Source organism: Pseudoxanthomonas sp. LjRoot125 (assembly GCF_964252705.1).
In the GTDB taxonomy this organism is placed as follows: Bacteria; Pseudomonadota; Gammaproteobacteria; order Xanthomonadales; family Xanthomonadaceae; genus Pseudoxanthomonas_A.
Genome location: NZ_CAXUOY020000001.1, coordinates 1,619,695 through 1,635,086 on the forward strand (window position 1 = coordinate 1,619,695; position 15,392 = coordinate 1,635,086).

The following is a 15,392-nucleotide window of genomic DNA, read 5'->3' on the forward strand; positions in this document are numbered from 1 at the left end:
TGGCGTGACTGCTTCCATGTTCGAATCCCTGACCCAGCGACTCTCCGGCACCATCGAACGCCTGCGCGGCCGTGGCCGCCTGAGCGAGGAGAACATCCGCGAGGCCACCCGCGAGGTCCGCATCGCCCTGCTGGAGGCCGACGTGGCCCTGCCGGTGGTGCAGGCGCTGATCGAGCGCATCAAGGTGCGCGCCGTCGGCCAGGAAGTGCTGAAGTCGCTGACGCCGGGCCAGGCGCTCATCAAGGTGGTCCGCGACGAACTGACCGCGGTGATGGGGTCGCAGGCCAGCGATCTGAACCTCAACGTGCCGGCACCGGCCGTCATCCTGATGGCCGGCCTGCAGGGCGCCGGCAAGACCACCACCGTCGGCAAGCTGGCCAAGCACCTGCGCGAGAAGCGCAAGAAGAAGGTGATGGTGGTCAGCGCGGACGTCTACCGTCCCGCCGCGATCGAGCAATTGAAGACGCTGGCGGAGCAGGTGGACGTGCTGTTCTTCCCGTCCGATGCCGGGCAGAAGCCGGAAGCCATTGTGCGTGCCGCCATCGATGATGCGAAGAAGTCCTTCGTCGACGTGCTGCTGGTCGACACCGCCGGCCGCCTGGCGATCGACGAGGCCATGATGGCCGAGATCAAGGTGCTGCACGCCGCGGTCAAGCCGGTGGAAACGCTGTTCGTCGTCGACGCGATGACCGGCCAGGACGCCGCCAACACCGCCAAGGCCTTCAGCGAAGCGCTGCCGCTCACCGGCGTGGTGCTGACCAAGACCGACGGCGATGCGCGCGGCGGCGCGGCGCTGTCGGTGCGCTACATCACCGGCAAACCGATCAAGTTCATCGGCGTGGGCGAGAAGCCCGACGGCCTGGATGTCTTCCATCCGGAGCGCGTGGCCAACCGCATCCTCGACATGGGCGACGTGCTGTCGCTGGTCGAGCAGGTCGAGCAGAGCGTCGATCGCGAGAAGGCCGAGAAACTCGCCGCGAAAGTCATCAAGGGCAAGAAGTTCGACCTCAACGACATGCGCGACCAGCTGGAGCAGATGCAGAACATGGGCGGCATCAGCGGCCTGATGGACAAGCTGCCGGGCATGGGCCAGATCCCCGAGCACGTGAAGCAGCAGGTGCAGCAGGGCAAGGAAGTGCCGCGCATGATCGCCATCATCAATTCGATGACGAAGAAGGAGCGTCGCAACCCGGCGCTGCTGAATGGTTCGCGCCGTGCGCGCATCGCCAAGGGCGCGGGCCTGACGCCGGCCGACGTCAACAAGCTAATGAAGCAGTTCCAGCAGATGGAAAAGATGATGGGCAAGCTGGCCGGCGGCGGCATGAAAGGCATGATGCGCAACATGAAGAGCATGATGGGCGGCCGCGGCGGCATGCCGTTCCGCTGATGCTTTCGCTTGCGCTTGCAGTGGGAGCGACGTAAGTCGCGATCTTGCCTCCGTTCATCGCGACTTACGTCGCTCCCACATTTGATTGAAGCGGAGTTCCGGTCCATGACCCTCGCTTTCCTCAACGGTGAACCGGCCCTCGCGGACGCGCTGCGCGCGCTGGCGTTGGCGAACTACGGCCACTTCACCTCGATGCAGGTGCGCGACGGTGCGGTGCAGGGTCGTGACTTGCACATCCAACGGCTCGAAGACGCCACGCAGGCGTTGTTCGGCGCATCGCTCGATGGCGAGTCGGCGCTTCAGCAGGCGGCGCATGCGCTGGCATCGGCCGGACTGCGCGATGCGTCCGTGCGCATCACCGTGTTCTCCCTGCATTTCGACTACCGCGATCCGGCGCGCGCCGTCGTGCCCGATGTACTAGTCACCTTGTCGCCCTCGTCGGCAACGGAAAAGCCGGCGCTACGGGTGAAGACGTATCCGTTCGTCCGCCCGCTGCCGCAGTTCAAGCACGTGGGCACGTTTCCGTTGTTCCACTACCGCCGGCAGGCGTTGGCCGAGGGGTTTGACGATGCGTTGTTCGTCGATCCGGCGGGGCAGGTCGTGGAGGGTTCGATCTGGAACCTGGCCCTGTGGGACGGCGACACCGTGACCTGGCCCGAGGGTCCGGCCCTGCGGGGCACGACCGAACGGTTGCTGCAGGCCGCCTTGGCCCGGGCCGGCGTGTCGCAGCGGTCGACACGGGTCCGGCAGGCTGACCTGGGGCGGTTCAAGGCCGCTTTTGCCTGTAACGCCAGTGGGTTACAGCCGGTGGTGGGCGTCGATGCTGTCGCATGGGGCATTGATACTGCCCTGATGGCACGGATGGCCGGGGCGTTGGAGGCCTCGCCCTGGAAGCCGCTGGCCTGATCGCGGAGGCCGAAGGCCCCGGGTGGGTTTTCCTGACCGATTCAATGGCTTAGAATAGCCGGCTTACCTCGCCATTCTGGCGACTGGGCAACACTGGAAAACACCATGGTCAAGATCCGTCTCACCCGCGGCGGCGCGAAGAAGCGTCCGTTCTACCACATCATCGTCACCGACTCGCGCAGCGCGCGCGACGGCCGCAACATCGAGCGCGTGGGTTACTACAACCCGGTCGCCGCCGGTAACGAAAAGCGTGTCGAACTCGACATCGCGCGCGTCGACCATTGGGTCGGCAACGGCGCCCAGCTGACCGAAAAGGTCCGCAACCTGTACAAGGAAGCCACCAAGTCCGCTCCGGCGGCCTGAGTGGTCCGGCCGCGCTCCGCGCGCGGCCTTTTCGCATGAGCCAAGAGCGCCCGACCGACCCGCAGAAAACGATTCTGCTGGGCAGGTTCCTGGGCGCTTTTGGTGTGCGCGGTCAGGTGAAGATCGAATCCTGGACCGAGCCGCGCGACGCGATTTTCCGCTACCAGCCCTGGACGCTCCGCGATGCGCGCGGCGGCGAACGCGAGCTCACCGGCGTGCGCGGCAAAGCGTCCGGCAAGCACCTGGTGGCCACGCTGCCCGAGGTGGAAGACCGGGACGCCGTTGAAGCACTGCACGGCACCGAGATCCATGTCCCGCGATCGGCACTGCCGCCGCCCAAACCGGGCGAGTTCTACTGGGTGGACCTGGAAGGTCTGCGGGTGGTGAATGCCGACGGGACCGATTTCGGCACCGTTTCGCATCTGTTCTCCACCGGCGCCAACGATGTGCTGGTGGCGCGCGGCGACCGCGAGCGACTGATTCCCTTCGTCGAACCCGAGTTCGTCCGTTCCGTGGATTTCGAGGCGGGCGTGGTCACGGTGGACTGGGACCCCGAGTTCTAGCCGTTTCGCCCGTCGTCGTCCTGGCGGTTACCCTGCTTCCCCAACGAGCTGCAGCCGATCGCCATGCGCATCGACGTCATGACCCTGTTTCCCGACTTCATCGCCCAGGCCGCGGCCGTGGGCGTGGTAGGGCGCGCGCAGGAGCGTGGACTGCTGTCGCTGCATGGCTGGAATCCGCGCGATTACGCCACCGGCGGCTATCGTCGGGTGGATGACCGGCCGTTCGGTGGCGGCCCGGGCATGGTGATGCTGATCGAGCCTCTGCAGGCCTGCCTGACGGCGATCCGTGCGGCGGATCCGGCCCCGGCGCCGGTGATCTACATGAGCCCGCAGGGCGCTCCGCTCACCCAGAGGAAGGCGCGCGAGCTGGCGGCGCTGCCGAGGATGATCCTGTTGTGCGGCCGCTACGAGGGCGTGGACGAGCGCTTCCTCGAGGCCGAAGTCGACGAGGAGTTGTCGATTGGCGACTACGTCCTGTCCGGGGGCGAGCTGGCGGCCGCGGTGGTGATCGATGCCGTCGGCCGGCTGCAGGAGGGAGCGCTGAACGATGCCGAGTCCGCGGTCCAGGACAGTTTCGAGGGCGACGGGTTGCTGGATTGCCCGCATTACACCCAGCCGTCCAGCCATCCGCTGGGCGACGTGCCAGCGGTCCTGCGCTCCGGCGACCATGCTGCCATCGCGCGCTGGCGCCGCCAGCAGGCGCTGGGCCGAACCTGGCTTCGCCGTCCGGACTTGCTGGACGAGGCCGGACTGTCCAAGGCCGACCGGCTGCTGCTGGAGGCCTTCAGGGCCGCTCTGGCGGGCCGGGACGGGGCAGGGTAGCCACCCGGCCGGGAAATCCGGTAGAATGCGCGACCCTTGGGCGGTTCACGCCCCCGGATCCCATAACAATATCGTGCAGCGCAATCCGGCGACTGCATCAGTTTTCCGCTGTCGCAAGACACGATCACGCATACAAGCATTGGTGCCAACATGAGCAAGCTCCTCCAGGAATTCGAAGCCTCCCAGATCACGCGCGAGCTGCCCGCGTTCGGCCCCGGTGACACGGTCGTCGTCAACGTGAAGGTCAAGGAAGGCAACCGCGAGCGCGTGCAGGCGTACGAAGGCGTTGTCATCGCCAAGAAGAACGCCGGCCTGAACTCCGCCTTCACCGTGCGCAAGATCTCGCACGGCTACGGCGTCGAGCGCGTCTTCCAGACCCACAGCGCCACCATCGACTCGGTCGAAGTGAAGCGCCGCGGCAAGGTCCGCGCCGGCAAGCTGTACTACCTGCGTGACCTGGAAGGCAAGGCTGCCCGCATCAAGGAAGACCTGGCCGCCAACGCCGCCGCCAAGGCCGCCCGCCTGGCCGCCGCCGCCGCCGAGTAATCCTCGCCGGTTGCGCGTCCGAGACGGCCACCTTCGGGTGGCCGTTTGCGTTTGGGCGTTGCGTGTTCACTCCTGATCGCCGAGGCGGTCCGCGTCATTTGCCGAGCGAGTGCCTGCATGCCGATGGATAACCCCTTTCTCTCGCTACTCCGCACGCTCATGGCGCTCGGCGGCCTCCTCATGGCGGGTAGCGTTCACGCGGCCAATTCACCCAGCAAGAACGTCACGCTCGACACTCTCTCGCCGCTGGCGTCCGCCCCCGAGCTGACATCGCGCCTGTTGTCGCCGGTGACGCAGGAACGCATCGCCAAGTTCCGCGAAAAAGTGGACGTAAGCCTCAGGGAGCAGACGATCACGGTAGGCGAGGAGCCGTTCGAGGTATTCGTTCCGGAGCCCGGCGCCGACGGCAAGTACGGTCTGATGGTGTTCGTGTGGCCCGCCGACGACATCCAGGTGCCCGAGGGCTGGTGGAGGGTGTTCCGCGATGAACACATGATCTACGTGGCGTCGCGCAGGTCGAGCAACGTCGAGAACATCTTCGACAGGCGAGTGCCCCTGGCGCTGCACGGCCACGAGTACGTGCGCAGCCGCTATCCGATCGATCCCGCGCGGGTCTACATCGGCGGCTTTTCGGGCGGCTCGCGGACCGCGCAACGGGTGGCGATGGCCTACCCGGACGTGTTCAGCGGCGTATTCCTGGTCGGTGGCAGCGATTCGCTGGGCGGTGAAAGCGGATTCACCCTCCCGTCCGCTGCGCTCTCCCAGCTGATGCAGCGACAGACGCGCTTCGTGTTCTCTACCGGAGGCAACGATTTTCCCAATCGGGCAAAGGACTCCCGCACGCGGAAGAACCTCGAGTCGCTGTGCATGCAGGGCATCCGGTCCGTGCCCCAGAACGGTGTGGAGCACTGGGTTCCGGATGGGCGTGGCTTCAGGAGAGTGATGAATGAACTGGAGCGACCGGTGGATCAAACAGCGGAAGGCAGCGCCTGCATGGCCAACCTGGCCAGGAGCATCAGCGCGCAGCTTGATGCGGTCGCGGAGAAAGTAGCCGAAGGCAAGCTCGATGAGGCCCAGCGGTTACTCGCGCGGTTGGACGCGCAATACGGTGGGCTCGCCGCGCCACGGAGCGTGGAACTGTCGCGCGTCATCGCCGAGAAGGCGGGGCTCTACGAATTGCCCTAGTTTCTCGCTTGGCGCGCCTGTCCGGAATGTCGTGCGGGTGGCATCATCATCCCGGGTCGTTGCCGACCCGATCTTCGAGCTTGCGGCCAGCGCGCCACCAACCTGTGATGCAACAAACAGATTCGACAGTGGATGCCGTCAGGCTGGATATCTGGCTCTGGGCCGCGCGTTTCTTCAGGACCCGTAGCCTCGCCAAACAGGCGGTCGAGACGGGCAAGGTCGACGTGGGCGGCCAGCGCGCCAAGTCGTCGCGCGCGGTGCGCGTGGGCGATGTGCTGGCGATTGCGCGCGGCGATGAAGCCTACGAGATCGAAGTGCGCGGCATCAGCGACCAACGCGGGCCGGCGCCCGTCGCCCAGGCGATGTATGTCGAATCCGAAGCCTCACGCCTGCGCCGCGAGGCGGCCGCGACCCAACGCCGCGCGGAACGCACCGGCTATCAGGCGCCGCAGTCCAAACCCGACAAGCGTGCGCGGCGATTGATCCGCGCGCTGGGTGACATCGACGCTATGTAGAAAAGAAGGGCGCCTGGGCGCCCTTCTTTCTCAAGCATGTGCGGGGCTCAGCGTCCGCCGCCGAACATGCCGCTGCCGATCTTCAGGATGTCGCCCAGGCCCAGTTGGCCGTCGCCATCCTGGTCCAGCACGGCGCCGAGCAGACCGCCGCCCAGGCCGCCCTGCTGTTGCACCTGGCGCTGCTCCTGGCCCAACACCTCGGCCAAGCCCAGCGGATTGTTCTGCGCGCTGCCCTGGGTCATGCGCTGGGCGATGAAGGCGAGCACGATCGGGGCGAGGATCTTCAGCAACTGGCCCGCACGTTCGCCACCCAGGCCGGTCGCCTGGCCGAGGCCGAGTTCGGCGCGGTTCTGCTGGCCGCCGAAGACATGGCCGAGGATGCCGGCACCGTTGGCCTGCGGCGACGCCGCGCCACCGAGTACCGCGCCCAGCACGCTGCCGATGTCCAGGCCGCTGTGGTTGCGCTGCAGGGCACCGAACAGCGCTTCCGCGCCCTGGGGCTGCGCCGTGTTCCGGCCCAGCGCGCCGAGCAACAGCGGCAACGCCGCTCCGACGGCACTGGAGGCCTGCATCTGGCCGATGCCGAGCTGCTGCGAGACCTGCTGCATCGGCGCGCCCTGCAACTGGGCAAAGAGTTCTTCTGCGAGGGAAGCGTTGCTCATCGTGCGTTCGTCCTCCTGGACGGGGGTGGGAAGCCGCGGATGATGCTAGCGCCAATCTGACCCTTCACCGACTCACAATTGCAGTCGGCCGACCGGCGGAAACAGCAACGCCGCATGCCTGTCCGGGCCATGCGGCGTTGTAGTGCGGGCTCCGTGGGATCAGCGAAGGTCGAAGCGGTCGAGTTCCATGACCTTCACCCAGGCGGCGGCGAAGTCCTTCACGAACTTGTCCTTGCCGTCCGCGCTGGCGTAGACCTCGGCGAGCGAACGCAGTACCGCGTTCGAGCCGAACACCAGGTCCGCACGGCTTGCGCTCCACTTCTTCGCGCCGGTCTTGCGGTCTTGCCCGGCGTAGCTGTTGGCGCCGGTGGCCTTCCACTCCGTGCCCATGTCGAGCAGGTTGACGAAGAAGTCGTTGCTGAGCGTGCCGGGCTTGCTGGTGAGCACGCCCGCGTCGCCGCCGTCGGCATTGGCGCCGAGTACGCGGAGGCCGCCGACCAGCGCGGTCAGCTCGGGCGCGGTGAGCGTCAGCAACTGCGCCTTGTCCACCAGCAGGTGTTCGGCCGGCACGGCCGAGCGGCCCTTGAGGTAGTTGCGGAAACCATCGGCGAACGGCTCCAGCACGGCGAACGATTCCACGTCGGTCTGGTCCTGGCGCGCGTCGGTACGGCCCGGACGGAAGGGCACGGTAAGGGAAACACCGCCGGCCTTCGCGGCCTGTTCGACGCCGACGCCACCGGCAAGCACGATCAAGTCAGCCAGCGATACCTTCTTGCCGCCGCCGGCATCCAGGTTGAATTCCATCTGGATGCGTTCCAGCGCCTTGAGCACCTTCGCCAGCTGTTCCGGCCGATTGACCGCCCAGTCCTTCTGCGGTGACAGGCGGATGCGCGCACCGTTCGCACCGCCGCGCTTGTCGCCGCCGCGGAACGTCGATGCCGAGGCCCACGCGGTCGAGACCAGTTCGGCCACGGACAGGCCGGAGGCGGCGATCTTGGCCTTCAGCGCGTCGACGTCGGCCGCATCGATGGCGGCGTAGTCCGCGTTGGGCAGCGGGTCCTGCCAGACCAGTTCCTCCCTCGGCACTTCGGGGCCGAGGTAACGCGCGCGCGGACCCATGTCGCGATGGGTCAGCTTGAACCACGCACGCGCGAAGGCATCGGCGAAGGCCTGCGGGTTCTCGAGGAAGCGCTTGGAGATCGGGCCGTAGATCGGGTCGAAGCGCAGGGACAGATCGGTGGTCAGCATCTTCACCCGCTGCTTCTTCGTCTTGTCGTGCGCGAACGGCACGTCTTCCGGCGCATCCTTTGCGACCCATTGGTGGGCGCCGGCCGGCGACTTCTCCAGTTCCCATTCGAAGCCGAACAGGTTCTCGAAGAACTTGTTGCTCCACAACGTCGGCGTCTGCGTCCAGGTGACCTCGATGCCCGAGGTGATGGTGTCGCCACCCTTGCCGCTGCCGAACTTGTTGTGCCAACCGAAACCCTGCTGCTCCAGATCACCGGCCTCGGGTTCGGCGCCCACGTTGTCGGCCGGACCGGCGCCATGCGTCTTGCCGAAGGTGTGGCCGCCAGCGATCAGTGCGACGGTCTCTTCATCGTCCATCGCCATGCGACCGAACGTGTCGCGGATGTCCTTCGCGGCAAGCAACGGATCGGGATTGCCGTCGGGGCCTTCCGGGTTCACGTAGATCAAGCCCATCTGCACGGCGGCGAGCGGATTCTCCAACCGGCGCGAATGCACGTTGCCGTCGGCGTTGTCGTCGGAGACGAGCACGCCTTCGTCGGCCGGCTTCTCGACGCCTTCCGATCCGTGCGCGTAGCGGATGTCACCACCCAGCCATGTGGTCTCGCGGCCCCAGTACACGTCCTGGTCCGGTTCCCATACGTCCTCGCGTCCGCCGCCGAATCCGAACGTGCGGAAGCCCATTGTTTCCAACGCCACATTGCCCGCCAGGATCATCAGGTCGGCCCACGAGATGGCCTGGCCGTATTTCTGCTTGACCGGCCACAGCAGGCGGCGCGCCTTGTCCAGGCTGACGTTGTCCGGCCAGCTGTTGAGCGGCGCGAAGCGCTGCTGCCCGCGACCGCCGCCGCCGCGCCCGTCACCGATCCGGTAGGTGCCCGCGCTGTGCCACGCCATGCGGATGAAGAGACCGCCGTAATGGCCGAAGTCCGCCGGCCACCAGTCCTGCGAATCTGTCATCACGTCGCGCAGGTCCTTCTTCAGCGCGTGGTAGTCGAGCTTCTTGAAGGCAGCGGCGTAGTCGAAGCCTTCATCCAGCGGATTGGAACGCGCGGAGTGCTGATTGAGCAGGTCGAGGCGCAACTGGTTGGGCCACCAGTCGCGGTTGCCGGTGCCGCCGCCGGCGGAAGAGTGGAACGGACATTTGGATTCGGTGGTCATGGGTTTCCTTCCTATGGCGGTGGGTGGGTAATGGAATGGAGTCGCAGCGCGAATGACGACCGCACTCGAGAAGACCCGTGGGGTCTTCGAGTGCGGTTGTTGTCTAGGGAGGCTGGGGACGACCCGCAGGCGCGGTGTCGGGGCGGACCGTCGTGGGAAGCATGGGCTCACGTCCTCAAGGGCGTTGGCGGATGGCGACCAGACTAGGTACTGCGGGTGATCAATGAAAATCGTTTGTGGCGAACGATTCGATAGCGACATTCAATGGTGCAATGCGCAATAGCTACGCCATCGGGAGGGCGCCACGATACTCCGCGTGCGTTACGCGTGTGTTGTAGTGACGTGCGCGCATCGCCCGCCGCAAAGCGCTGAGCGGGCTTACTTGCGGAAGGCGCGGGGTCTAGAGCAGGGCTTTGAGGCGGTAGAGCGCTTCGAGGGCCTGCTTGGGCGTGAGGTCGTCGGGATCGAGCGCGGCGAGCGCCTCCTGCGCGGCCGACGGTGCGGCAGCGAAGAGACCAAATTGCTGGGGGGCATCCAATGCTTGCGGCGCCATCTCGGACGCGTGCGTCTCGCGACCCCGTTGTTCCAGTTCCGCGAGGCGTCGACGTGCCTGCTGCAGGGTGGTCCTTGGCAGGCCGGCCAGCGCCGCCACCTGCAGACCGAAGCTGCGGTCTGCCGCGCCTTCCTTCACGGCATGCATGAAGACCAGCGCATCGCCATGCTCGACGGCGTCCAGATGCACGTTGGCGATGCCGCTGCCCGGTTCGCCCGCGAGCGCGGTCAGCTCGAAGTAGTGCGTGGCGAACAGCGTGTAGCAACGGTTCGCCATGGCGAGGTGGCGCGCAACCGCATCGGCCAGCGCGAGACCATCGTAGGTGGACGTGCCGCGGCCGATCTCGTCCATCAGCACCAGCGACTGCGCGGTGGCGTGGTGGAGGATGTAACTGGTTTCCGCCATTTCCACCATGAAGGTGGACTGCCCGCGCGCAAGATCGTCGCCGGCGCCGATGCGGGTGAGGATGCGATCGATCGGGCCGAGCACGGCGCGCGAAGCGGGCACGAAGCTGCCGATGTGGGCGAGCAGCACGATCAGCGCGTTCTGCCGCATGTAGGTGCTCTTGCCGCCCATGTTGGGGCCGGTGATCACCAGCATGCGGCGGCCGCCGTCGCCATCGTCGCCGGCCAGCAGCAGGTCGTTCGGCTCAAAGGGCTCCTTGCGCACGGCTTCCACCACCGGGTGGCGGCCGCGCTCGATGCGCAGACCGGGCGCCTCGCTCAACTCGGGCCTTGCCCAGTCGAGTTCCTGCGCGCGCTCAGCGAAGGCGGCCAGCACATCGAGCTCGCTCAACGCGGAGGCGCAGCGCTTGAGTGGCTCCAGGGCTGCGTTAAGGATGTCCAGCAGCGCGTCGTACAGCAGCTTCTCGCGCGACAGCGAGCGTTCGCGCGCGGACAGCACCTTGTCTTCGAACTGCTTCAGCTCTTCGGTGATGTAGCGTTCGGCGCCGGTCAGCGTCTGCCGGCGCGTGTAATGCACCGGCGCGCGTTCGGCCTGACCCTTGCTGATCTCGATGTAATAACCATGTACGCGGTTGTAGCCGACCTTGAGCGTGGCAATCCCGCTGCTTTCGCGTTCGCGTGCCTCGAGGTCGACCAGGAACTGGTCCGCGTTCGTGCTCAGCTGGCGCAGCTCGTCGAGCTCGGCGTCGTAGCCGTTGGCCAGCACGCCACCGTCGCTGAGCTTCAATGGCGGCTGCGGCGCTACCGCGGCGACGAGCAGCGCAGCGGTAGCGGCATGTTCGCCCAGCTCCGCTGCCAGGGCGCGCAGGCGGGGCGAGTCCAAGGGGGCAAGGTGTGCCTGCACGTCCGGCAACAGGGCAAGGCCGTCGCGCAGCGTGGACAGGTCGCGCGGCCGCGCTGAACGCAGCGCCACGCGGGTGAGGATGCGTTCGAGGTCGCCCAGCGCGCGGAAGCCCGTGCGCAGATCGCGTTCGGCGCCATCCATCAGCGTGGCGACGGCATGGTGGCGTTCGCCGAGGATACGGCGGTCGCGCAGCGGACGGTGCAGCCAGCGGCGAAGCAGGCGGCCACCCATCGGCGTGACCGTGGTGTCCAGTACGCCCAGCAGGGTGTGCCGCGTATCGCCGTCGACACGCGTGTCGAGCTCCAGGTGCCGACGGGTGGCGGCATTCATCGCAATGGCATCGCCCGCCGACTCCACCGCGATCGCGGTGAGGTGGGGTAGCCGCTGCTTCTGGGTTTCTTCCACATACCCCAGCAGCGCCGCGGCGGCGGCCGTGGCCAGGGCCTTGTCCTCGATCCCGAATCCGGTGAGGTCGTGCAGGCCGAAAAACTGGAGCAATTGCCGGCGACCGCTATCCGGATCGAACAGCCAGGGTGCGCGCCGACGCATGCCCGTGCGCTGCTGCAGGAACGCGGGCAAGCCTTCTTCGTCGGGCAGCAACAGTTCGGCTGGTTCGAGCCGTGCGAGTTCAGCTTCCAACGCGTCGTCGCTATCGACTTCGTTGACCAGGAAGCGCCCCCCGGCCAGGTCGGCCCACGCCAGGCCGTAGCCCGCACGGCCGCGCGCCACCGCCATCAACAGCGTGTCGCGGCGCTCGTTGAGCAGGGCTTCGTCGGTCACCGTGCCGGGTGTGACGATGCGGACCACCTTGCGCTCCACCAGGCCCTTGGCCAGCGCCGGGTCGCCGATCTGTTCGCAGATCGCCACCGATTCGCCCAGCGCCACCAGGCGGGCGAGGTAGCCCTCGTAGGCATGCACGGGCACGCCCGCCATCGGAATGGGCGCGCCACCCGAACTGCCGCGCTGGGTCAGGGTGATGTCGAGCAGCCGTGCGGCCTTGCGTGCATCGTCGTAGAACAACTCATAGAAGTCGCCCATCCGGAAGAACAGAAGCAGGTCCGGGTACTCCGCCTTGGCGGCGAAGAACTGCTTCATCAGGGGCGTGTGTTCCGATTTGTCTTTGCTCACGAGGCCAGCAGGGAAGGGGAGGCAAAAGGACGCTGATTGTAGCCGCTGGCTGCTCCGGCACCGGAGAGTCTCGATGGGCCTGGGCATCCGTTTCGGTATCCGTTTTGTGGATACGGCAGACCGCGTGAGCGGGTTCGGCGTAATCGAGGTTCCGCACGATCGTTCGAAAAATCAGTGGGTTATCCGTGCCAAAGTGATGGCCTGCGTATCGACGCAGTGCAGAATGCTGTTTCGTGAAGGGGAGTGTTAATTTCGCGTTGACGCAAGGGGGACTTGCGTCTTTCGCTGGCGGTCGCGCCGCCCATCACATCGACATTGCTGCAAGCACCCGTCGTCAGAACATGACCCTTGGGAGGGGAGAACATGGTCAAGGCATCGCCCAGGCATAAAGCGCTTTCGCTCGCCGTTTTCGGCGCGCTATGCGCAACTTCGCAGGCCCACGCGCAGCAAGCGGCCGCGCCCGCCGCCGAGGAGGAGCCCACCACGCTGGCGACCATGACGGTCACCGCGCAGAAGCGCGAGGAGGCGATGCAGGACGTGCCGATCGCGGTGACCGCGATCTCCGAACAGCTGCTGCAGGACACCGGCGTACGCGACATCAAGGACCTGCAGGTCCTGGTGCCCGGCATGACGGTGACCAGCACGCAGAGTGAAGCCATCACCACCGCGCGTATCCGCGGCATCGGCACGGTCGGCGACAACGTGGGTCTGGAATCTTCGGTCGGCGTGGTGATCGACGGCGTCTACCGTCCGCGCAACAGCGTGGGCTTCGGCGATCTCGGCCAGCTCGAGCGGATCGAAGTCCTGAAAGGCCCGCAGGGCACCGTGTTCGGCAAGAACACCTCCGCCGGCGTCATCAATGTGGTGACGCGCCGTCCGAGCTACACGCAGAGCGCCGAGGGCGAGGTGACCGTGGGCAACTACGGTTCCATGGGCGTGTCCGGCAGCTACAACGACGCGCTGGGCGACGCGGGTGCGTTCAACATCTACGCGGCCAAGCGCAAGCGCGATGGCTGGATGGACGTGCGCACCGGCAGCGGTCCGCGCCAGGAAACCGACGACTACGACCAGAACTTCCACACCGTGCGCGGCAAACTGCTGCTGGAGCCGAGCGAGAACCTCGACATCCTGGTGGCCGGCGACTACACCAGCCGCGAAGAGAACTGCTGCACCGCCGTACAGACCACGGTCGGTGCGACCGCCGCCATCCTCAATCGCCTCGTCGGCGGCCAGGCCGTCGCTGCGCCTGGCGACGATCCGTTCGATCGCGTGGCCTACAGCAACCGCCCGACGACGCAGGACATCAAGGACAGCGGCGTGTCGGTGGAGGTCAACTGGGACTCGCCGTGGTTCGGCAATGCGACGCTGACCTCGATCACGGCCCAGCGCAAGTGGGAGGCCATCAACGGTCTGGATTACGACTTCAGCACGGCCGACATCCTGTACCGCAATGCGGACGAGGATGAGTCCTTCACCGGGTTCGACACCTTCAGCCAGGAGTTCCGCCTGACCGGCTCGACGGACCGCATCGATTGGATGGTGGGTGCGTTCTATTCCGACGAGGACCTCGACCGCACCGAGACCTACCGCATCGGCCCGCATTACGAGCCTTACCTGTCGGTCGCGCTGCTGTCGATCATCAACCCCGCGCTGGGCACATCGCCGACCGCGCCGCTGTTCCTGTCGCAGGCCACGGGCCGTCCGTTCGGCACGGTATTCGCAGGGTTGGGTGCGCTCGATACTTACAAGCAGAATGCCAAGAGCACGGCGTTGTTCACCAACAACACCTGGCATGCCACGGATGCGCTCGACATCACCCTGGGCCTGCGCTACACCCGGGAGAAGAAGACCCTGATCTCCAACTACAGCAACCCCAATGGTGGTGCCGGCTGCGCGGCGATGCTGGCCAATCCCTCGCAGGTCGTCGCGGCCCTGGTCGCGCGCGGCCTTACCGTTGCGCAAGCGTCCGCGGCAGCACCCACGGTGGTCGGCTACGGCTGTCTGCCGTGGGCGAACCCACTGCACAACGCGGCCACGCGCGACACCGTGCAGGACCGCGAGGAGAAGGAGTGGTCGGGCACGGTGAAGGCGGCCTACCGCTGGAACGACAACATCATGACCTACGCCTCGTTCGCGCGCGGCTACAAGGGCGGTGGCTTCAATCTCGACCGCGTGCAGTCCTCCAATGGCCTGTCCAGCGGCGGCACCGGTATCCTGCCCGTGCTGGACACGTCGTTCCCGGGCGAGTTCGTCGATAGCTACGAGCTGGGCACCAAGACCACGTGGCTGGACGGCAACCTGCTGTTGAACGCCACGCTGTTCCACCAGAAGTACGAGGACTTCCAGCTCAACAGTTTCCTGGGCACCAGCTTCGTGGTGCGCTCGATCCCGGAGGTCACCTCGCAAGGTCTGGATGCGGAACTGCTGTGGCAGCCGCGCTCGATCAAGGGTTTGATGTTCCAAAGCGGCCTGATGTACGCCGACACCAAGTACGGCGACAACATCCCCGGAGGCGATTTCGTCGCACCGACCGGCGCGCTGTACAAGTTGCCGGGTGCGCAGATGAGCTTCGCGCCGAAGTGGTCCGGTTCCGCGTCCGTGACATACGAATGGGACGTGGGCAGCCTGGTGGCGCGCTTCAACATCGGCGCCAAGTACGTGTCCAAGTACAACACCGGCTCCGACCTGGATCCGGAGAAGATGCAGGACGCCTACACCGTGGCCAATGCGCGTTTCGGCATCGGCGCGCAGGACCAGCGCTGGATGCTGGAGTTCTGGGGCACCAACATCACCGACGAGGACTACGTGCAGGTCGGTTTCGACGGCCCGCTGCAGAACGTGTCGCCGGCACCCAACAATCCCTTCAATACCTTCAACGCCTTCCTGGGCGCGCCCCGCATGTACGGCGTGACCCTGCGCGTCCGCTACTGATCCCCCTTCGCTGATCGTGGCGAGCGGCCCGCCCCCTGGCGGGCCGTTTTCTTTCCGGCATTCGCGGTGGCGCGACAGGCGACGGCCAAATGGGCTACAACACGCAGGCCCCCACCA

General features: G+C 66.4%; 13 protein-coding genes. 10 read left to right on the forward strand and 3 right to left on the reverse strand.

The window, feature by feature from the left end; genetic code table 11:
- Positions 1–16 precede the first annotated feature (16 nt).
- The 8 genes from ffh (at position 17) to ACSION_RS07460 (ending at position 6,287) form a co-directional block, all read left to right on the forward strand.
- Positions 17–1,387 carry a signal recognition particle protein gene (gene ffh, locus ACSION_RS07425; RefSeq protein WP_093490511.1) on the forward strand — a complete coding sequence of 457 codons (1,371 nt, stop codon included), beginning with the start codon at positions 17–19 and terminating at the stop codon, positions 1,385–1,387.
- A gap of 105 nt (positions 1,388–1,492) precedes the next feature.
- The gene (locus ACSION_RS07430) at positions 1,493–2,293 is read left to right on the forward strand and encodes an aminotransferase class IV family protein (protein ID WP_435305489.1); all 801 of its coding nucleotides are present in this window, start codon (positions 1,493–1,495) and stop codon (positions 2,291–2,293) included.
- A 105-nt stretch (positions 2,294–2,398) separates the two neighbouring features.
- A complete protein-coding gene (gene rpsP, locus ACSION_RS07435; RefSeq protein WP_056878379.1) occupies positions 2,399–2,656 on the forward strand; it encodes a 30S ribosomal protein S16 in 258 nt (85 codons plus the stop codon).
- 35 nt (positions 2,657–2,691) lie between these two features.
- Positions 2,692–3,219 carry a ribosome maturation factor RimM gene (rimM, locus tag ACSION_RS07440; RefSeq protein WP_435305490.1) on the forward strand — a complete coding sequence of 176 codons (528 nt, stop codon included), beginning with the start codon at positions 2,692–2,694 and terminating at the stop codon, positions 3,217–3,219.
- Between the two features lie 63 nt (positions 3,220–3,282).
- Positions 3,283–4,041 carry a tRNA (guanosine(37)-N1)-methyltransferase TrmD gene (trmD, locus tag ACSION_RS07445; RefSeq protein WP_435305491.1) on the forward strand — a complete coding sequence of 253 codons (759 nt, stop codon included), beginning with the start codon at positions 3,283–3,285 and terminating at the stop codon, positions 4,039–4,041.
- Between the two features lie 150 nt (positions 4,042–4,191).
- Positions 4,192–4,587 carry a 50S ribosomal protein L19 gene (rplS, locus tag ACSION_RS07450; RefSeq protein WP_435305492.1) on the forward strand — a complete coding sequence of 132 codons (396 nt, stop codon included), beginning with the start codon at positions 4,192–4,194 and terminating at the stop codon, positions 4,585–4,587.
- 117 nt (positions 4,588–4,704) lie between these two features.
- Positions 4,705–5,772 carry a hypothetical protein gene (locus ACSION_RS07455; protein WP_435305493.1) on the forward strand — a complete coding sequence of 356 codons (1,068 nt, stop codon included), beginning with the start codon at positions 4,705–4,707 and terminating at the stop codon, positions 5,770–5,772.
- 107 nt (positions 5,773–5,879) lie between these two features.
- Complete coding sequence (locus tag ACSION_RS07460) at positions 5,880–6,287, forward strand: RNA-binding S4 domain-containing protein (RefSeq protein WP_435305494.1); 408 nt, start codon at positions 5,880–5,882, stop codon at positions 6,285–6,287.
- A gap of 47 nt (positions 6,288–6,334) precedes the next feature.
- On the opposite strand, the gene ACSION_RS07465 is transcribed toward ACSION_RS07460, so the two are convergent.
- The 3 genes from ACSION_RS07465 to mutS form a co-directional block, all read right to left on the reverse strand.
- The gene (locus ACSION_RS07465) at positions 6,335–6,949 is read right to left on the reverse strand and encodes a DUF937 domain-containing protein (RefSeq protein WP_093299928.1); all 615 of its coding nucleotides are present in this window, start codon (positions 6,947–6,949) and stop codon (positions 6,335–6,337) included.
- A gap of 159 nt (positions 6,950–7,108) precedes the next feature.
- Complete coding sequence (katG, locus tag ACSION_RS07470) at positions 7,109–9,355, reverse strand: catalase/peroxidase HPI (protein ID WP_435305495.1); 2,247 nt, start codon at positions 9,353–9,355, stop codon at positions 7,109–7,111.
- A gap of 400 nt (positions 9,356–9,755) precedes the next feature.
- Positions 9,756–12,311, reverse strand: coding sequence for a DNA mismatch repair protein MutS (gene mutS, locus ACSION_RS07475; RefSeq protein WP_435305496.1), 2,556 nt, complete (start codon positions 12,309–12,311; stop codon positions 9,756–9,758).
- 106 nt (positions 12,312–12,417) lie between these two features.
- On the opposite strand from mutS, the gene ACSION_RS07480 reads away from it, so the two are divergent.
- Both ACSION_RS07480 and ACSION_RS07485 read left to right on the forward strand, forming a co-directional pair.
- Entirely contained in the window at positions 12,418–12,594 is a 177-nt protein-coding gene (locus tag ACSION_RS07480) for a hypothetical protein (protein ID WP_435305497.1), read from the forward strand.
- Positions 12,595–12,707: 113 nt separating this feature from the next.
- Positions 12,708–15,275: a TonB-dependent receptor gene (locus ACSION_RS07485; protein ID WP_435305498.1), complete on the forward strand. Its 2,568-nt coding sequence runs from the start codon at positions 12,708–12,710 to the stop codon at positions 15,273–15,275.
- Positions 15,276–15,392: the final 117 nt, after the last annotated feature.